This is a genomic window from Pedobacter sp. NEAU-ZC8 (assembly GCF_059278965.1).
This window is the reverse complement of record NZ_JCAJXC010000001.1, coordinates 79,593-99,892: the sequence shown is the minus strand read 5'-3', so window position 1 is coordinate 99,892 and position 20,300 is coordinate 79,593. Positions and strand designations below refer to the sequence as shown.

The window sequence follows — 20,300 nt, the reverse complement described above, 5'->3', positions numbered from 1 at the left end:
ATGGAGTTACTTTTAGTCTTTATCATCGGTGTGCTGTATTCCGCTGGCGTGTACCTGATCCTGAGAAGAAGTATGGTACGCCTCCTGCTGGGGATTATGCTCCTTGGTAATGGCACCAATCTGCTGATCTTCTTATTAGGAAATATCACGAAAGGCAAGCCGCCGATCATCAGAGCTGATTTAAAAGTGTTTGAAGATATTTATGCCGATCCCGTACCGCAGGCGCTAATTCTTACGGCCATTGTAATCAGTTTTGGATTAACCTCCTTTGCAATTGTACTATTAAAGCGGGTCTATGCTTTGATTAGCTCAGACGACCTGGATGACCTAAATACCCCGGAAGAAGAAGATTTATGATTGATAACCAGATAATAGCAACTGTACTGATTCACCTGTTCACGGCTATACTTCAACTTGCCTTTTGGACCAGAACCGTTACGCAGCGTGCCTTGAGTATCGCAGGCGCGGCCATAGGCTTAGTATTTTCAGTGAGTCTGTTTATCAAAGTTTATAACGGTGAAATCCTGATGATGAATGCCGCGAATTGGCAGGCACCCTTTGGTATTGTGTTCGTAGCGGATCTGTTTAGCAGCACACTTGTACTATTGACCTCCATTGCTGCACTTGCCGTTTCCATCTTTTCGTCTGTAGGTGTTGGAAAACCGAGGATGCTCTACGGCTATTTCCCGATTTTTCATTTCCTGATCATGGGGCTTAATGGTGCATTCCTTACTGGCGATATCTTCAACCTTTACGTTTGGTTCGAAGTGATCATTATTGCATCGTTTGTTCTGCTGACGCTTGGTGGGAGAAAGGAACAGCTGGAAGGTGCAGTGAAATACATGGCTTTAAATATCCTGGCTTCGACCTTTTTCCTGACTGGTATTGGCATTTTGTATGGTATTACCGGAACCTTAAATATGGCAGATTTGTCGCTGAAAATACCGCTGGTTGAGGACCAATCCATTGTAAACCTTACAGCGATGTTCTTTATTATAGGGTTCGGGATCAAGTCAGCTGTATTCCCCTTATATTTCTGGCTTCCCTCCTCCTATCATACACCACCTTCGGCGGTTGCCGCGACCTTCGGTGGCTTGCTTACCAAGGTAGGTCTTTACGCGATGTTCAGGGTTTTTACATTGATCTTCATACCTAATGATTTTCTACGGACGGTATTAATCGTTCTGGCCATTTTAACCATTCTTACCGGCGCATTTGGCGCAATCATCAAACACGATATCCGCAGGCTTTTCTCTTACCTGATTGTCTGCCATATCGGATTTATCGTAGGTGGTTTAGGCCTTTACACGAAAATCGCCTTCATGGGTGCCGTCTTTTACCTGATTCATGATATTATGGTAAAAACGAACTTATTCCTGATCTCAGGGTTGATCCGCCAACTAAGAGGTACACTGGACACCGCAAAACTCGGTGGGCTGTACTCGGAATACCCGAAAATATCATTGTTAATAGCGTTGGTATTATTTTCTCTTGTCGGCATTCCACCATTATCAGGATTCTGGCCTAAAATTTACCTGTTTGAAGCTGGCTTCAATGCAAACAACTACTTTTTCATCGCCAGCTTAATCCTGGCCAGCTTTATCACCTTATATGTTATTGCTAAACTCTGGGCGGAGGTGTTTTGGAAGGAGGCCTCCAAAACCGATCCGCTGACCGATACCTTTGTTACACTTGGTTTACTCAGAAAAATACTCCTGGTCCTCCCTATAGGGATTCTTGCCGCCGTTACACTTTTTATCGGCTTAAATGCAGAATTCATTATTCAGGTTGTCGACCGGATATCAAATGAAATGTTGGACACAACTCCTTACATCAAGGCGGTTTTAGGAAAATAGAAAGCTATGATGAAACACTTTTTGATGAACCTGCTGCTATCCTTCATTTGGGTCGCACTTACCGGTTCGATGTACTACTCTAATTTTCTGTTCGGATTTCTGCTCGGCTTTTTCATCCTGTGGGTCATGAACAGGCATGAAGAAGACCGGCGTTATTTCAACAAGGTACCTAAGACGATTGGCTTCGTCCTTTATTTCCTGTATGAAATGCTGGCAGCAAACGTTCAGGTGGCTTATGATGTAATCACGCCGAAATACTTTTTTAAACCAGGCATTATTCGCTATCCCCTGGAAGCTACAACAGATATAGAGATCAACCTTTTATCAACCATGATCTCGATGACACCAGGTACCTTAATTCTGGACATCAGTGAAGACAAAAAGTCGCTCTTCATCCATGTAATGTATCTCAAAGACCGAGAACATTTTATTGCCCAAATCAAGAAAGGTTTTGAACATAGACTATTAGAAATTTTACGATGACATTAAATACTTACTTCGATTACGTGATCTTCCCGATCTTAATCATTTCGATTATTCTGGTGATGATACGTCTGTATAAAGGGCCACAGGTTGTGGACCGGGTAATTGCACTGGACCTGATCATCACCGCAGGTATTGCTTTGATTACAGTTTATAGCATCCGTTCTATGGAGTCGGTGTTGCTCGATGTTGCAATGATCTTTGCCCTGATTGCCTTCCTGGGTACCATAGCATTTTCGTTTTACCTGGATAAACAAATTAAAAAATGACAGATCTGCTAACAGCCATATTCAGCACGATTGGTGCACTGGCGATACTCTTTGCTTCCATCGGCATTCTACGTATGCCGGATTTCTACCTTCGGCTGTCCGTAACGGTAAAGGCCTCTACCCTTGGGGTGGGCTTGCTTTTAATTTGTGCTGCATTCACCTTTTCGGATGTTTCGGTAACCACCAAAGCAATGGCGATCATCTTCTTTCTCATTTTAACGGCACCCGTTGCTGCCCACATGATTGGCAAAACCGCATACCATACTGGCGTATCGATCTGGAAGGGTACAATTATTGATGAATTAAGTGGGTTTTATGAGAAAAAAGATCCGGAATCTGGGGAGAAGACTGAGCTTGAACAGCAAGGTAAGCGACCAGAGGGTACTTAGCCTCATCTAACTGTCAAAATGGTATTACATTTAACAATACAGCCCTAAGATTTATAACTTTGCCGCGTATGTTATTCAAATTTTTCCATTTTATCGGGTTATTTGCATATCTGAACATCATTGTTTACGAAGCTGGCTTTAGTGCAGTAAGTAAAGATACGACGTTGGACGGCCACTCTATTGTAGAGTATTTTGTGGACGACCTGTTAAATTTGCCTAAAGCTAACATTCAAGACATCAAAGTTCCCAATGAGGAATATCGCTTGGTAAAAGCAGCAACACCGGTGATAGGTGCCATCGCTTTTGTCCTCTGCTTCTTTTTATACCGACAGTTTCAAACTACAAAAGTAACTGATCATCCTTTTTACCGGGCGAGAAGCTTCTGCCTGCCTGGCTACTATTCCTTTCTTTTCCGGCTTAAGCCCTTCTAGCATTTCTGCTGCTAAAGTATTGTCGTGCTGCGCTGTTTTTGTTTCAAAAGCTTAGTGTATGCTTTTGCCGTTTATCGGCGCCTTAACCTGTTTTCGACACCAGGAACCCCTGTTTCTATATTATATAATTTAATTAATTCATCTAATTAACATGAAAGTTAACCTTTTAGCGAATTTCCTTTTTTTAAGCACCATTGCCTTTGTGGGCTGCACTGTACAGAGCGAAGAAAACGCGGAAACCGCAGCACCCAAGTCGGTACCTGTAACTGCAGTAGCCAAGTTAGACACCGTAATTTATAACGAGTACATCGCCGATATACAGGCTGTAAAGAATGTTGAGGTCAGATCCCGTTTAGCTGGCTTCTTGGATAAGATCTACGTTGAAGAAGGCGCGGAAGTAAAAGAAGGTCAGGTGTTGTTTAAAATAAATGATGAAGAATATAAAGCGGAATATGCGAAGGCAGAAGCAGCGCTGAACAATGCTATTGCAGATGCCAAGACGGTACAACTGGAAAAAGCTAGAACCAAGATCCTGGTCGACAACAACATTGTGTCTAAAACCGATATGGACCTTGCGGCTGCCAAACAAAAAGCGGCAGAATCCCGGGTAGCTGAAGCACGATCCGTACTACAGCATGCCAAAACCAGGCTGGCGAATACCCTGATCCGTGCACCATTTTCCGGCCGAATAGACAGAATTCCACTTAAAGCCGGAAGTTTGCTGGAAGAAGGTTCACTACTGACTTCAGTATCTGACCTGACCGCAGTTAATGTTTATTTTGATATCTCGGAAAAAGAGTACTTGAACATCGTTTCCGACTCGAGCTACAACAAAAACAAGTTTAACAAACGTGTCAAACTGGCACTTGCAAATGGACAGATATATCCATATCAGGGCGATGCCGTGTTTGCGGAGAGTGAGTTTGCCCAGAATACTGGTTCGCTTTCCTTGAAAGCGCGTTTTCCAAATCCATCAGGCCTGCTTAAACACGGCGCTTCCGGAAAGATCAGTGTACCTATGGAAACCGGTGAATTGCTTGCGGTACATCAGAAATCAGTGTTCGAGATTCAGGACAGAACTTATGTCTATGTACTTCAAGAGGACAACACCATTAAAATGACGCCGTTTAAGGCCGGTCAACGTGTTGGACACTTCTACACCGTTGTAGATGGTTTAAGTACAAACGACAAAGTGGTTTTTGAGGGAAGTCAGAACTTGCGTGACGGGTTAAAGGTGGCGCCGAAGACGATGAGTATGCCCCAAAGCACCATGATCGCGAAGAACTAAGGTCCCTACAATCAACAAATCTTTGATGTGAGCCTCAATTGCAGGCTCCACTAAAATTACTATGCACAATTATGTTTGAAACATTCATAAAAAGACCAGTTTTATCGCTGATCATATCGCTCTTTATTACCCTACTGGGTGTACTGGCGTTATTTACCTTGCCTGTAACCCAGTTCCCCGACATTGTGCCGCCTTCGGTAGTTGTGACTGCAAATTATACAGGTGCCAATGCTGAAGTAAGTACGAATGCTGTAGCCATTCCGCTGGAGCGGGCCATCAATGGTGTAGCGGGAATGACGTATATGAACTCGGTATCCACCAACAACGGTACCACCCTGATTCAGGTATTCTTTAAAGTAGGAACCGACCCGGATATCGCGGCAGTAAACGTCCAGAACCGTGTGACCACCGTACTGGATGAACTTCCCGAAGAAGTAATTAAGGCCGGGGTAACCACAGAAAAGGAAGTTAACAGTATGTTGATGTACCTGAACATCTACAGTGACGATAAAACAGCCGATGAGCGTTTTATATACAACTTCACCGACATCAACATTCTAAAGGAACTTAAGCGTATTGAAGGGGTGGGATTTGCGCAGATCATGGGCCTAAGGGATTATGCCATGCGGGTTTGGCTAAAACCGGACCGCCTTGCCGCCTATCAGATTTCAAGCGATGATGTGGTTGCCGCATTGAGAAAGCAAAATGTGGAAGCTGCACCGGGCCAAACAGGTATCGGCTCGGACAAGTCCATCAACATGCAGCAATATGTACTTCGTTATCCTGGTAAGTTTACGGAGGCTGAAGAATATAAAAACATTCCAATCCGGGCAAATGCAGATGGATCGATCATCCGGATCAAGGATATCGCCGATGTAGAGTTCGGCTCGTTAGATTATGAAATGGTATCCAAGACGGATGGTCGCCCTTCCGCATCCATCATGATGAAGCAGCTGCCTGGTTCAAACGCACAGGACGTTATTAAAAATGTGAAAGACCGTATGGCGGAGCTCAAGGAAAGCTCCTTCCCTCCGGGCATGAAATACACCATGGGTTATGATGTTTCACGTTTCCTTGATGCTTCCATCTCCAGTGTATTGATGACCTTGCTGGAAGCATTTATTCTGGTGTTTATCGTCGTTTACATCTTCCTGCAGGATTTCCGTTCCACCTTGATACCGGCGCTTGCCGTTCCGGTGTGTTTGGTGGGTGCATTGTTCTTTATGCAGATGCTGGGCTTCTCGATCAACCTATTGACCCTTTTCGCACTCGTGCTGGCCATCGGTATCGTGGTGGATAACGCTATCGTAGTTGTAGAGGCGGTGTATGCCAAAATGGAAGAAGAACACATGCAACCTATGGAAGCAACACTTTCGGCAATGAGCGAAGTGGGTAAACCCGTAGTTGCGATCACGCTGGTGATGTCGGCGGTATTCGTGCCGGTGGCCTTCCTTTCCGGTCCGGTTGGTATTTTCTATCGCCAGTTCTCGCTAACGCTGGCTTCAGCAATTGTAATTTCAGGTATCAATGCCTTGACCCTTACGCCCGCTTTATGTGCCATTATCCTGCGTTCGCCGCATGATAACCCTGCTGCAAAGGGTTTTATGGCCAAGTTGTTTAGTGGCTTCAATAAGGGATATAACCGAACATCAGGTGGCTACCAAAGTCTGATCGGCAGAATTGCCGGCCGTAGAGTATTGACTTTCGGACTATTAATCGGGTTCTTTGTGGCAACCTGGGGTATGGCAAGTGTGCTGCCGTCAGGCTTTATTCCGACAGAAGATCAGGGAATGATTTATGTAAACGTAAATACGCCGCCAGGTGCAACGGTAGATCGTACGGAAGCGGTGTTGAATGAAATAGATGCGATCAGTCGTAAGATGAAATCCGTAGAAACGGTTTCTACACTTGCAGGTTATAGTCTGGTTAATGAGGTTTCCGGCGCTTCCTATGGTATGGGCATGATCAACCTTGTAGGTTGGGGCGACCGTGATCAGTCCGTAACCGATGTGATTGCGGAGCTTAAAAAAGCGACTTCGCATATCATGGATGCCGAAATAGAGTTCTTTCCTCCCCCTACTGTTCCCGGCTTCGGTAACTCTTCCGGTATCGAGATGCGTATTCTGGATAAAACCGGACAGGATGACCTAAATAAAACTGCTGTGGTGCTGGACAAGTTCATGGCAGATCTAACTGCTACGCCGGAGCTCGCCAGTGTGTCGAGTACGTTTGACGTTAGCTTTCCGCAGTATCTGATCAAGGTTGACTATGATCAGGCGGCTAAAAAAGGTATCAGTGTGGAGAATGCGATGAATACTTTGCAGACGCTGATGGGAAGTTTCTATGCGACGAACTTTATCCGTTACGGACAGATGTATAAAGTGATGGTTCAAGCCGGACCAAATTACCGCGAGAAACCAGAAGACGTACTTAAGCTGTTCATCAAAAATGATGCAGGGGAAATGCTGCCGTTTTCGGCTTTCATAACCATGGAACGGGTTTACGGACCGGAGCAGATCACCCGTTATAACATGTACTCTTCAGCAATGTTGACCGGTGAGGCTGCAGCAGGCTTCAGTAGTGGTCAGGCCATTGAAGCTGCAGAAAAGGTTGCTGCCGGATTGCCGCAAGGTTATGAGATTGAATGGTCTGGTATGACCCGCGAGCAGATCCTGTCGGGTAACCAGGCGGTTTATGTATTTGCACTCTGTCTGGTGTTCGTTTACATGATCCTTGCTGCGCAATATGAAAGCTTCCTGTTGCCACTTCCAGTGCTGCTTTCACTTCCTGCGGGTGTATTTGGTGCCTTCCTGTTCCTTAAAGTATTTGGTCTGGAGAACAACATATATGCACAGGTAGCCTTGGTGATGCTTATCGGCTTGCTGGCGAAGAATGCGATTCTGATCGTGGAGTTTGCAATATTAAAACAGAAAGAAGGCATGAGCTATCTTCAGGCCGCAATTCAAGGTTCGGTAGCACGTTTGCGTCCGATCCTGATGACTTCCTTCGCGTTTGCAGCGGGATTGATCCCCTTGATGCTGGCCAGCGGCGCAGGTGCATTGGGTAACCGTTCCATTGGTACCGCTGCAGTTGGTGGTATGGTTATCGGTACCATTGCTGGTGTTATTGTAATTCCGGGGCTTTATGTTCTTTTCTCTTCATTTATGAAAAAGAAAAAATCTGCTCCAGGGGATGGACCCGATGGCAACCATGATTCCGATTCAGGTTCCGGAGGTTCCGGTCCAGATCATGATCCGGACCACGGCCCTGTAGCAGTGCGGAGAAAAACGGCTGTAGAGCTGGTTGCCCTGCCGCTGGTTGGATTTATCCTATTTTTAAGCAGTTGTTCGACAAAGAAGGACCTGCCCGAATATAAACATCGCGACGTTCCTCAGGCATTTCAGCAGCGTCTGGATACCAACACCGTGGCTAATCAAACCTGGAAGACCTTCTTTAAGGATGAACATCTGGCGGCATTGATTGATACGGCACTTGCGAATAATCCGGATATGAAGCAAACGCTGCACCGTATAGAAATTGCGGCAGCTAATCTGAAAATTCGTAAGCGGGCTGCCCTACCTAATCTGGACCTGTCTGTAGAAGCTGGATTAAGGAAATATGGATTTTACACCATGGATGGAATTGGTAACTATGACACCAATTTCTCCGATAATCTGAAGGAAGACGAGCGTTTGCCAGATCCCCTGCCCGACTATTTTGTCGGGCTGAGGACAGCCTGGGAGCTGGATCTATGGGGTAAGCTGAAGAACAGGAAACAGGCGGCATTGAACAAATTTCTGGCATCCTATGAAGGTCAGAAGCTGGTGCAGACCGAATTGGTAAGCAATATTGCCGCAGCTTATTTTGAGCTGCTGACTTTAGATGAAGAACTTGAAATCATCAACAGGAACATCGCTTTACAGCAGCGTAGCCTGAAAATCATTGAAGTACAGAAATCTGCCGGTGCGGCAACCGAGCTTGGTGTGCAGCAATTTAAAGCGGTTCTGGCCAATTCCAGGGCAAGGCAGCAGGAAGTACTGCAACAGATCAGCATTATGGAGAATCACCTGAACTTCCTTTCCGGCAAGTTTAACACTGCCATCGTAAGGAAAGCTAACGGACTGGAGCATATTGCGCTGAGCGATTCACTGGCGAGTGGTACACCGATACAAATGCTTGCCTTGCGACCAGATATCCGTCAGGCGGGCTTGGAGTTGATCGCCTCAACGAAAGATGCAAAAGCTGCAAAACTGGCCTTTTTACCTGCAGTTGTCCTTGCGCCATATGTTGGTTTTCAGTCTTTTGACTTGGGTAAATTCTTTAACACCCCAGCATCGGTGGCTTATGGTTTACTGGGAGGAATTACAGCGCCGATTTTTAGTCAGCAACGACTAAAGGCCGAATATGCCAGCTATGCGGCGAGTTATGGCATTGCCTTTCAGGAATACGAAAAGGTGGTATTAAAAGCCTACAAAGAAGTGCAGGATGCCCTGAAGTCAGAAGATTATATCAAACAAAAAAGAACGCACATAACAGATGAGGTGCAAGCGCTGAACGCATCTGTAAAGGCCTCGAACGATCTTTTCCTGGCCGGTCGCGTAACATACCTGGATATCCTGAATACACAACGTAGTGTATTGGATGCAGAGCTTAAAGAAGCACAGGCAAAGAAAGAGCAGGTGCTAAATCATATTTCCTTATACAAAGCCCTTGGAGGCGGTTGGAAATAAAACGCTAGTTAGGTTGGTTGAAAACATGGGTGCTTGCTTTTGCAGGTGCCCTGTTTTGTTTATACCCTATCATGCCCAACCGGTATGATGCTTTCTTGTTTTTTGAGGAGACAAGGGCACTGAAGCCGCTTCCAGTCTTACCAAAAAACGAACCACCGGATACTTATCCTTCAGGTTACTGATTATGAAGACAGCAGGTGACGGAGATACAGGCTTGGATTATCTAAAAACGATTTGGTCAGGTTATAGTGGTCGGTCTTCTGATAGGTTGTTTCCTCAACGCCCTCGCTGCTGAACTCATATATTGTTGCACCCGGATAACATATTAGCATTGGCGAGTGGGTTGCAATAATAAACTGTGCACGGCCACTTTGTTCAAGTTGATTTATCACAGCCATAAAAGCGAGGATTCTTGCGGGCGACAAAGCTGCTTCCGGCTCATCAAGAATATAGATCCCCGCATCAAAATGGTTGTTAAATAGTGAAAGGAATGATTCCCCATGGGACTGTTTATGCAGAGAACGCCCGCCATAAGCTTTTAAAATCGCCGGATCGGCACTTGCAAGATCATCTACATAAGAAGCGAAATTAAAGAAGCTTTCTGCTCGCATGAAAAAGCCATTAGTTATTCTGCGAGGTGACCATGACAGTCGAAGGTATTCCGCTAATATAGATTCGTAGATTCGGTTGCCACTTAGATTATGATTTCGGTTACCTCCCCGGAGGCTAAATCCACAATGCGAGGCAATGCCTTCCAGTAAAGTAGATTTTCCCGATCCATTCTCGCCAACAAAGAAGGTGACATTACTCTTCAGCTGAAGCTGTATTCCTGAGCTTAGACTCGGTATGTTTTTAAGATAATTGTCATCCTGAATTTGGGAAAGCGATATCTGGGATAAAAATGGCATGCGCAGTAAGGATTGGTATCTGGTTACAAAGTACAACCTTATGCGCAGACATCCCTAAGGGTATAGGCAAAAAAAAACATCCGCCTAAAAAGACGGATGTTTACCAATTTATGAAGGAAATCTAATTAGCTGATCTTAACATTAATTGCGTTTAAGCCTTTTTTACCTTGCTCAACGTCGTAGCTTACTGAATCGTTTTCACGAATGTTATCCATTAAGCCTGAAGAATGAACAAAAATTTCGGCGTCACCATTAGCTGGCACGATAAATCCAAAACCTTTTGTCTCATTGAAGAATTTTACTGTTCCTTGTTGCATTATATTGTACTTTAAATATATACAAATGTAATAAAAATATTTAAACATTAGTAAAATTACAACCTAATTTTTAAAATATAGTTAAATTATAGCCTGATGAAATTAAATTACCTCTGTGCATCCTGAAGTTACGGCATCCGACGATAGTTTATCTCAGTTGCTCTTTCCTCTGCCCCACCCGGTTCAATATTGTAAGCTGTTATGAGTATCTGATCGTCACTTTTGACCTCAATAGTTGTTCTCCAGCCCCATGGTTCCGGCATACCTCCGCCTCCGTAGCTACCTAAAACAGAATGTCCTGCCGGAGTTGCATCTCCTTCAGAGAACATTATGCCTGTTCCCATGTGGAAGCTATCAACCCAGGCTGTCTGATATCGCTCATACGGGAAGCTGTAGCCGATGATTGCCAAGCCTTCCAGCGGTTTACCTTGTAAACTACTTTGATATTGGTGGAGCAAGAAGCGGCCACCTAAAATCGAAGTGATCGTACCCTTAACGGGGGATTCGTCTGCGAGCAGGTCTTTCTCGAACCAGGTTCGCGATGTGCCTTCCCAGCTGCCGCACAGCTTTCCGAGCTGATGATGAGGGCCATCTTCCAATGACATCTCAAATTTGCTTTTTTTAGGTTCCATATAGGATAAGGTGAAGTTTCGTATTCATCTTCTTAATGAATGCAATTTGGTTGCATCACCAAGTTAAAGAAGAAAGTTGAACTACCCATGGTTTATAGAAATTCAGCAGCTTGACAAGGGGGCGTTTATAAGTCGACGACACCTCCGCCCAAGGCCCGGTATAGTTCCACAGCAGCGATCAACTGCGATGTTTTGATTTCGGCCAAGGCCAGTTCACTTTGCAGGAAGTTACTTTGTGCGGTTATGACCTCCAGATATGTCGCCATTCCGTTTTTGAACAAAAGGTTTGCATTTGAAACCGCTTGCTGTAAGGTTACAACCCGTCTGGAAGAAATTTCATACTGCTGTTGCAGCTTCTGGATTCTCGTCAATTCATCCGATACCTCAGCCGTTGCATTGAGCACCGTTTGTCTGAACTGAATCACTACCCGCTCGCGATCAACTTTCGCCAGTTCATACTGTGTTTTCAGTTGGCGGCGTTGGAAGATTGGTTGCGTGATGCCCCCCGATACCACACCAAATAAAGAGGCTGGAACTTTAAACCAGTTACTTGCTTTAAATGCATTTAAGCCACCGTTTGCGGTGATGCTTAAGGTTGGATATAGATCAGCCTTGGTGATGCCTACCGTTGCATTTGCCATATCTAAAGCCAACTCCGCACTTTTAACATCCGGCCTGGCACTTACCATGGCGGCTGGATAACCGCTTGGTAGTTCAACAGGCGCTTTAATGTTGTTCAGGCTGGTTTGCCGTTCTATCGCTGAGGGCAGCTTTCCAGTAAGTACACTCAGCGCATTCTCCTGGATGGTGATGGCTTGTTCCAGCTGCGGAATCAGCTGTGCTGCGACGAGTTGCTGCGCCTCTGCCTGCTGAATGGCCAAGGAGGTAACCTGGCCAGCATCATACTGCATTTTGATGATCCGGAGTGTGCTGTCGCTCAACTGAAGGTTTCTTTTGGCGACGTTCATTTGCGCATCCATCATCATCAACTGGTAGAAACCTTGTGCCACATTGGCCACAATCCTGGTTTGTAAAGCCTTTCTGACTTCTGCGGTTTGCAGATAGCCAGCAAGGGCAGATTTCTGTTGATTTTTAATCTTGCGCCAAATGTCTGCTTCCCAACTTAAGCCGAGACCTGCATTGAAATCTTCAATGTGCCTGGTACCCAGAAACTGGCTGGTGCTCAATCCATTTAAGCTGTTGTCTGATGGCCGGTTGGAACTTGCGGTGATCTGCATATTGATCACCGGCAGGTTGCCCAAGCGTGATTGTTTGAACAGCAGTTCCGAAGCTTCTATATTCTTCATTGCGAGCTGCAGGTCGTAGTTTCGGATCAAAGCGGTATCAATCAGCCGTTGAATATCGGGCTCCCTGATGAAGGCTTTCAGTGGCAGCGCAGCGATACTGCTGGAATCTTTGGGCTGAGCGCCACGGAAGGTCTCCGGTATCGCGGTTGTGGGTACCGGGACATCCTTAGACACCTTACAACCCGCAATCAAGGCGCTGAATAAAAGGAGATAGAATATGGTTTTATGCGTTTTCATGAACAAGTTCTTTAACGTGATTTTCACTGGTTGGAACAACTACTTTAATTTTTGAGACCTTTTCCTGCAAATACTGGAAGAAGATGAAGAGTACAGGGATGAAGAATAATCCAAGCACGACGCCAAATACCATTCCTCCGGCGGCGCCGATACTGATCGAGTGATTACCCAGGGCAGACGGCCCTTTCGCGTTCATCATCGGGATCATACCCACGATAAATGCAAGTGAGGTCATGATGATCGGTCGGAGGCGGAGTTTAGCAGCTTCAATAGCGGCAGCAGACAGCGATTTGCCCGCACGTCGGCGTTGGACGGCAAATTCGACAATCAGGATGGCGTTTTTAGCCAGCAAGCCGATCAACATCACCAGCGCAACCTGCACATAGATGTTATTCGCGATTCCAGTGAGGCCGATGGCAACGAATACGCCGAGGATACCAGCCGGGATCGAAAGCACAACCGCCAGAGGCAATATGTAGCTCTCATATTGAGCTGCTAACAGGAAGTACACAAAGATCAAGCAGAGCGTAAAAATGATCACCGACTGACCACCAGAAGAAATCTCTTCCTTGGTTAGTCCGGTAAACTCATACGAATAGCCGAAAGGCAGCTGTTTTTGGGCTACTTCTTCTACTGCGCGGATTGCGTCACCCGAACTATATCCTGGTTTTGGAATCGCATTGATGCCTATAGAGTTGAACAGGTTGTACCTGGATACATTCTCCGGTCCATAAACCCGCTTTAACTTCACGATCGTATTTATGGGCACCATATCACCTTGATTGTTTTTGACAAAAACACCATCCATAGAGCCTGGCTCTACCCTGTCGGCTTTATCGGCCTGCACCATCACACGGTAGTACTTACCGAAACGGTTGAAATCAGAGGCTTGTGAACTTCCAAAATAGGTCTGCATGGTTTGTAATACATCTTTAACACGGACACCGAGCTGGTCCGCTTTTTCGTCATCAACCTGCAGCTCAAGCTGTGGATAGTCTGACCGGAATGAAGTGAATGCAACAGCGATCTCCGGGCGCTTCATCAGCTCGCCGATAAACTTGCTACTGATTCCGCTGAACTTATCCAGACTGCCACCGGTACGATCCTGAAGCACCATATCCAAGCCGTCTACATTACTAAAGCCGGGAACAGTCGGGAAGGTGAACACAAAGAAGCTGGCACCTTTAATGGTCGCGAGTTTTCCACGCACTTCATCCATGATCTCGTTGATGTCCTTCAGCTTACCTCGCTCAGCTGTTGGCTTAAGCAGGATAAAAGATACGCCCATGGAAGGACTTGAAGATTGCGTTAGAATATTGAAGCCTGATAATCCCATCAAGGTTTTCTTGGACTCCATGTCGCCCAGTTTGTCCTCAAGCTCCTTAATGGCTTTGGTGGTCCGGTCTAAAGAAGCACCTACAGGCATAGACAAGGAAATGGCGATAAAACCCTGATCCTCTGAAGGGATAAATCCTGAAGGTGTTCTTTTAACCAAAATCCCCGTGATCAGCATGACGACCAGCAAACCTGCAACGCTAACCCACTTGTAACGAATCAGAAAACGTAAGGAGCCCAGGTATTTATTGGTGAGTTTTTCAAATCCTGAGTTGAAGCCAATGAAGAACTTCTCTTTGAAGGATTTCTTCGCCATCGTTCCGTTGGAGTGGCTGTGATTTTCTTTTAAAAACAGCGCGGTTAATGCGGGGCTCAGGGTAAGGGCATTCACCGCGGAAATCACAATGGCTATCGCCAGCGTAAAGGCAAACTGGCGGTAGAAAACACCTGTAGAACCTTCCATGAAACCTACCGGTAAGAACACCGCCGACATCACCAGGGTTATGGAGATAATTGCACCTGTGATTTCCCGCATGGCGGAGATGGTTGCCGCTTTAGGAGCAAGGTTTGAATGTTCCATCTTGGCATGCACCGCCTCGACAACCACAATGGCGTCATCGACGACAATACCAATGGCTAACACGAGTGCAAACAATGTGAGCAGGTTGATGGAGAAACCAAATAACTGCATGAAAAAGAAGGTTCCCAGGATGGCCACCGGTACCGCAATTGCTGGAATCAAGGTAGACCGGAAGTCTTGCAGGAAGATAAACACCACAATAAACACGAGGATAAATGCCTCGATAAGCGTCGCTTTCACCTGATTGATCGAAATATCCAGTGAATCCTTAGTGTTGTACAGGATCAGGTGTTTCACGCCTTTGGGAAAGTCTTTAGAGGCTTTTTCCATCAGCTTGGCGATGGCAATCTGGATTTCATTGGAGTTGGAACCGGATAATTGCATCACGGCAATATTGATCCCCGGCTTTCCATTCACCCTGGTAAAGTTGCTATAGGTATATGTTCCGAATTCTACGCGGGCTACATCTTTTAACCTCAGGATGGAGCCATCTGCATTTGTTTTTACGGCAATATTTTCATAGTCACCAGGTTTGTTCAGCTTACCCTTGTACTTGATCACGTATTCAAAGGACGCTGTACTACTTTCACCAAATTTACCCGGCGCAGCTTCAAGACTTTTGTCCTGAATTGCAGCCATAACTTCATTGGGCGTGAGCTGATAAGTTGCCATTTGCGCAGGATTCAGCCATACTCGCATAGAGTAATCTTTATTTCCACCAAAGATGATGGACTGCCCTACCCCCGGAATCCTTTTAATCTCCGGAATAATATTGATCTGGGCATAGTTGGCAAGAAAGGCCTGATCGTAGTTTTCAGTATCTTCTGCAAACATGTCAACGACCATAATCAAGCTGTTCTGCTGCTTTGATGTGGTAATCCCTGCTTGTACCACCTCCGCAGGAAGCTGGCTGGTGGCCTGGGAAACCCGGTTTTGCACGTTCACGGCTGCCTGATCGGGATCGGTGCCCAGCTTGAAGTAAACGGTAATGACCAAAGAACCATCATTACTGGCGGTGGAACTCATGTAACTCATGTTCTCGACGCCGTTAATAGATTCTTCTAATGATGGCGCTACCGAGCGCAATACGGTTTCCGCATTTGCACCTGGATAAAGGGCCATCACCTGCACCGCGGGCGGCGCAATGTCAGGAAATTGCTGCAAAGGCAGTTTAGTGAGGCCAATCACTCCAAGAATGACCAGTAGAATGGAGATCACAGTAGCCAGTACTGGTCGCTCAATAAATTTCTTAAACATCTTTAACGTATTATTTTATATTAGCTGCAGTTAAGTCTTTTGATTGCTCGGGCTGGATAAGCTCGCCTTCTTTCAGGTTTTCCATTCCTTTTAGCACGATCCTGTCGCCGGCTTTAATGCCATTTCTGACCAGGTAATTTGTACCGCTGGTACCAAGTACGGTGATGGGTTGTTTGCTTACTTTGTTTTCTTTATCTACCGAAAAGATGAATATCTTGTCCTGGATTTCTACTGTTGCCTCCTGGGGCACGGAAAGTGCATTTTCGTGAGTCATGATCAGCTGGATCTTGCCAGTGTTTCCAGAGCGCAACAGCCCATCCTCATTCGGGAAAGTAGCTCTTAGCGTGATTGCGCCGGTTTGCTTGTCGAACTGTCCGTCTATCATGTCAAGTTTACCTTTTTTCGGATATACAGTATTGTCGGCAAGTAATAGCGAGACACCAGGAATGTTTCGGATACGCTCTGCTACAGTTTTACCCGCATATCTTTCATTAAAGTTGATGAAATCGTCTTCGCTCAAGGAAAAGTAAACATGTACCTCATGGGCGTCAGACAAACGGGTAAGTGGCACAGGATCGTCGGCTCCAACTAAACTTCCCTGTTTTTTAGGAAGTCTGCCGACGTAGCCGGTAACTGGCGCTTTTATCAGCGTGTAGCCAAGGTTGATCTCTGCTGTGGCAATACCTGCCTTTGCCTGTTCAACACTCGCCAACGCAGCAGCATGTGCAGCTTTAGCACTTTTTAATTGGAAGTCCGAGACCACCTTGTTGGCAACTAGCGGCGTGAGCTTATCAATTTCGAGCTGCGCATTCTGTGCCGCGGCTTTGGCCGACTGCAAGGTTGCCTTTGCATTGTTCAAAGCCTCTCGAAATGGTAATTCATTGATCTTAAATAAAGGTTGACCTTTTTGGACCAGCGCACCTTCATTCACAAAGACCTTTTCTATGGAGCCGGATACCTGGGGGCGAATTTCAAGATCCACCGCCCCTTCGATTAAGGCTGGGTATTCGAGCAGTGTATTTTCAGAGCTGCTATTGATGGTTAAAACAGGTAGCGCCTGAACAACCGGACTGGAGACTTGAAGCTTCTCCTGTCGCTGACAGGCAAATAGCACTAAGGCGATAGCCAGGCTAAAGACTTTCATAACGTTATTAGATCGTTTAACAGCGTTAGATGGTGGGGTGCAGTTAAGGTGATTTTCCATGATTTTAAAGTTAAATTGTTGGTGAGATAACGGTTATAGGTAATCTAACACCGTTAAGTGAAGCTTTTAAAAAGAGGGTTCAATGATTGAACCCTAAATTTTTATTCGTTTATATATTTGATAATTCCTTTGATGGCGTCTTGTAGTATTTGTTGATTCATTTCTTGTCCCCTGCCCCGGTTAACCAGGTTTATGGATATCAAACCGTGTATCACAGACCAAAAGGTGTAGAACTTCCTAAATACCAGATCTTTGTCAGGTTCCTCTGCCGTCATCACTTCTTTGATCTTCTCAAAGAACAGGTTGAGCGATAGTTCTGCCTCGGGAAACTCATTCTTTCGATAACAGCAATTCATTTCCACGCCATACATGAGCTGATATAATTCTTTATGTTCAAATGCAAAGTTCCAGTAAGCAATCCACATGGTTTCGAGTTGCTTTACAGGGTCTGCATCCTTCTCCATAGATTTCTTGACCTCTTGTCCCAGGATCACGTATCCCTTGCGGGTAAGTTCAAAAAGGATTCCTTCCTTATTTTCAAAATACTCGTAGATGATGGGTGCAGTATATTCTATCTTGTCAGCGATTTTTCGCATACTTAAAGCCTGCCATCCATCTTCTTTTACAATCTCTAGGGCTGCATCCAGGATGTTATTTCTGGTTTCTTCCTTTAATCTTGCAATCCGCTCTTTACTTCCCATATTTCAATCTGTTATATCATTTAACAGTGTTAGACAAATGTAGAACCGTTTTTGCAAATAACAATCATCCATTTGTCAAGACTATTTTGGTGCTTATACAAAATACCAATGCACAGACAATTCGAAGGATTCAAACAGGATTTGAGATCAAATGTTAGGTCAGGCTTTTGATACGCTTCAGCATCGCGTGATCTAATCTGCTGCAGGATAATGCATTAAGTCATATGTTTTTATTAAGTTAGTATCATACAAGCCAGATATGAATTTTAGAACCTTGATCTTATTAGCACTGACCATCTTTTCCCTGGGTCAGGTAAAAGCGCAGCAGAAACTAGACACCAGCTTATTCAATTCCGATGGCGGTGCAACAATCACACAGAATGGGCCATTGATTGAACTCACCTGGCCGGCAGGAAAAGACACCAGGGGCAAAATACAGTTGGATATGTCTGCTAGCAGTCCCTTGTTTAAGTACATTGGTCTAAGTTCCAAATCTAAGTTCCACACTGTCGCTGAAGATCTAGATCCATCATTTCTGTTGAGCATTGGAAAACGGGATCTCTTGTCACAGAACAGCTGGAATATTTTTTTTGACAAGGTGCCCGCCCGCCCGCATGCTACCTACCCGGTGGTATTAAAGAAAGATTCAATTTCAGTAAAAACGACTGGCAGCCGGACGGTTGTCTCTTTAGGGAGCCTGAAAGCGGACCGCTTTTCTGGTAAGCTGGAGCTTACGTTCTACAATGGCAGTCCGCTGTTTAATATAGCTGCGGTAATGTCTACGGAGGCTGACGCCACGGCAATCGTCTATGATGCAGGATTGGTAAGCCGGTCAAAGAAATGGGAAAAACTAACCTGGGTGAATACCGGTGATCAGTTCGCTACCGCAGCAGTCAACTATGCGGATTCTGCCCGGAACCTGGCCCTGAAGTATCGTACGATTGCTGCACAGCGCAAGAGCGGTGCTTTGGCTATCTTTCCTCCGCCACATCAGTATTTCTATCCACTTGATGAGGCGTTCAATTTGAAATTTATCTGGCATGGCGCCAATTATCGCGGGCTGGTCGACGGTTATGGCATGGGCATCAGGCAGGAACTGGAAGGTGACAGACGTTTTGTTCCATGGTTCAACGCACCTCCGGGAACGAAACAGCGGCTTAACTTTTTCTGCCTGCTCGGAAATTCAGGCAGTGGGGATGTGCTTGAAGCAGTGAAAAAGTTTACCAATGCGGATCGTTACGCTAGCCTTCCGGGATTTAAAACCATGTCCAGCCACTTTCATAATGAATTTATCATGAATGTTGTGCTCGCCGGCAAAGCTGTTCCAGAGAAGCCGGAGTTTGTAGATGTATTTAAACGCCTTGGTGTGGATATGGTTCATTTGGGGGAGTTTCACTATACCGCACATCCCAAGGGGCCGGATTCGCTCCGTCTGAAAGAACTGAAAACGTTGTTCGAGCAATGCGAACGTTTATCTGATGACCGTTTTCTGCTGATGCCTGGTGAGGAGCCAAATGAATTTTTCGGGGGACACTGGCTTCAAATATTTCCCAAGCCGGTATATTGGGTAATGGCCCGGGCGAAAGGCGTACCGTACGTTCAGGAGCAACCAGGTTTTGGGAAGGTGTACCATATTGGGGATAAATACGATATGCTCCGGTTGCTTAAGGATGAACATGGGCTTGCCTGGACGGCACACGCACGCACAAAGGGCTCGGTGAACACACCTGATATTTACAACCACGAAGAGTTTTTCAAGTCTGATCGCTTTATGGGCGCTGCCTGGAAAGCTATGCCGGCTGATCTTTCTCAACCGCGACTCGGCAACCGTGTGCTCGACCTTTTAGATGATATGAACAACTGGGGAGAAAAGAAGACCGTAATAGCCGAGGCTGACCTTTTTACCATCACACAGGAAAACGAGATGTACGCCCACATGAATGTAAACTACATGATGATGGACAAGCTTCCTAAATTCAGCGAAGGCTGGAAGCCTGTGGTCGAAGCGATGCAACGGGGTAAATTCTTCAGCAGTACCGGAGAGGTTTTGATGCATGAACTGCAGGTAAACGGCAAGCTTTCCGGTGAGACGCTGAAGCTGAATGCAGATGCTACAGCTGATATACGGCTAAAACTCAGCTGGACCTTCCCAATGAACTTTGTCGAGATCATTTCCGGCGACGGAGAGAAAGTTTACAGGGAAAAGGTAGACCTGACAAATACCGAGGCCTACGGAACAAAAACCTTTGCTCTTAGACCTGAACTGAAGGGCCGCAAATGGTTGCGTGTGGAAGCCTGGGATTGTGCAGCAAACGGGGCATTTAGCCAGACGTTTTATCTGGAGCCGTAGATCCTGCTTTCTATGTCAGCCACCTT

The 20,300-nt window shown here is 45.7% G+C and carries 16 protein-coding genes; 9 read left to right on the top strand and 7 right to left on the bottom strand.

Translation table 11 applies throughout. The features are described from left to right. The 8 genes from AC5WJX_RS00490 (at position 1) to AC5WJX_RS00455 (ending at position 9,446) form a co-directional block, all read left to right on the top strand. Entirely contained in the window at positions 1-357 is a 357-nt protein-coding gene (locus tag AC5WJX_RS00490; RefSeq protein WP_440430075.1) for a Na+/H+ antiporter subunit C, read from the top strand. After that, positions 354-1,856 (top strand): proton-conducting transporter transmembrane domain-containing protein, encoded by a 1,503-nt coding sequence (locus AC5WJX_RS00485; protein WP_440430076.1) that lies wholly within the window; start codon positions 354-356, stop codon positions 1,854-1,856. Before AC5WJX_RS00490 ends, AC5WJX_RS00485 begins: the two co-directional genes overlap by 4 nt. A 6-nt stretch (positions 1,857-1,862) precedes the next feature. Then, the gene (locus tag AC5WJX_RS00480) at positions 1,863-2,339 is read left to right on the top strand and encodes a Na+/H+ antiporter subunit E (RefSeq protein ID WP_440430078.1); all 477 of its coding nucleotides are present in this window, start codon (positions 1,863-1,865) and stop codon (positions 2,337-2,339) included. Next, positions 2,336-2,608: a monovalent cation/H+ antiporter complex subunit F gene (locus AC5WJX_RS00475; RefSeq protein ID WP_440430080.1), complete on the top strand. Its 273-nt coding sequence runs from the start codon at positions 2,336-2,338 to the stop codon at positions 2,606-2,608. Before AC5WJX_RS00480 ends, AC5WJX_RS00475 begins: the two co-directional genes overlap by 4 nt. Further along, on the top strand, positions 2,605-2,997 hold the full coding sequence (gene mnhG, locus AC5WJX_RS00470; protein WP_494482888.1) for a monovalent cation/H(+) antiporter subunit G: 393 nt from the start codon (positions 2,605-2,607) through the stop codon (positions 2,995-2,997). The genes AC5WJX_RS00475 and mnhG overlap by 4 nt, the downstream gene beginning before the upstream one ends. A 68-nt stretch (positions 2,998-3,065) precedes the next feature. Then, complete coding sequence (locus tag AC5WJX_RS00465; protein ID WP_440430084.1) at positions 3,066-3,428, top strand: hypothetical protein; 363 nt, start codon at positions 3,066-3,068, stop codon at positions 3,426-3,428. Positions 3,429-3,579: 151 nt separating this feature from the next. After that, complete coding sequence (locus AC5WJX_RS00460; RefSeq protein WP_494482887.1) at positions 3,580-4,716, top strand: efflux RND transporter periplasmic adaptor subunit; 1,137 nt, start codon at positions 3,580-3,582, stop codon at positions 4,714-4,716. Between the two features lie 71 nt (positions 4,717-4,787). After that, entirely contained in the window at positions 4,788-9,446 is a 4,659-nt protein-coding gene (locus AC5WJX_RS00455) for an efflux RND transporter permease subunit (protein ID WP_494482886.1), read from the top strand. A 182-nt stretch (positions 9,447-9,628) separates the two neighbouring features. Here AC5WJX_RS00455 and AC5WJX_RS00450 read toward each other — a convergent pair whose 3' ends face one another. From AC5WJX_RS00450 to AC5WJX_RS00420, 7 genes are all read right to left on the bottom strand, one after another. Next, complete coding sequence (locus tag AC5WJX_RS00450; protein WP_494482885.1) at positions 9,629-10,354, bottom strand: AAA family ATPase; 726 nt, start codon at positions 10,352-10,354, stop codon at positions 9,629-9,631. A gap of 125 nt (positions 10,355-10,479) precedes the next feature. After that, complete coding sequence (locus AC5WJX_RS00445; protein WP_188625056.1) at positions 10,480-10,671, bottom strand: cold-shock protein; 192 nt, start codon at positions 10,669-10,671, stop codon at positions 10,480-10,482. Positions 10,672-10,799: 128 nt separating this feature from the next. Beyond that, complete coding sequence (locus tag AC5WJX_RS00440; protein WP_494482884.1) at positions 10,800-11,303, bottom strand: DUF1579 domain-containing protein; 504 nt, start codon at positions 11,301-11,303, stop codon at positions 10,800-10,802. A 125-nt stretch (positions 11,304-11,428) separates the two neighbouring features. Next, entirely contained in the window at positions 11,429-12,847 is a 1,419-nt protein-coding gene (locus tag AC5WJX_RS00435) for an efflux transporter outer membrane subunit (protein ID WP_494482883.1), read from the bottom strand. Continuing rightward, positions 12,834-16,019: an efflux RND transporter permease subunit gene (locus AC5WJX_RS00430; RefSeq protein ID WP_494482882.1), complete on the bottom strand. Its 3,186-nt coding sequence runs from the start codon at positions 16,017-16,019 to the stop codon at positions 12,834-12,836. The genes AC5WJX_RS00435 and AC5WJX_RS00430 overlap by 14 nt, the downstream gene beginning before the upstream one ends. Positions 16,020-16,029: 10 nt before the next feature. Further along, positions 16,030-17,223, bottom strand: coding sequence for an efflux RND transporter periplasmic adaptor subunit (locus AC5WJX_RS00425; RefSeq protein ID WP_494482881.1), 1,194 nt, complete (start codon positions 17,221-17,223; stop codon positions 16,030-16,032). Between the two features lie 101 nt (positions 17,224-17,324). Continuing rightward, positions 17,325-17,924: a TetR/AcrR family transcriptional regulator gene (locus tag AC5WJX_RS00420; protein WP_440430099.1), complete on the bottom strand. Its 600-nt coding sequence runs from the start codon at positions 17,922-17,924 to the stop codon at positions 17,325-17,327. A 259-nt stretch (positions 17,925-18,183) separates the two neighbouring features. On the opposite strand from AC5WJX_RS00420, the gene AC5WJX_RS00415 reads away from it, so the two are divergent. Then, positions 18,184-20,274 (top strand): CehA/McbA family metallohydrolase domain-containing protein, encoded by a 2,091-nt coding sequence (locus AC5WJX_RS00415; protein WP_494482880.1) that lies wholly within the window; start codon positions 18,184-18,186, stop codon positions 20,272-20,274. The last annotated feature ends 26 nt before the right edge of the window (positions 20,275-20,300 follow it).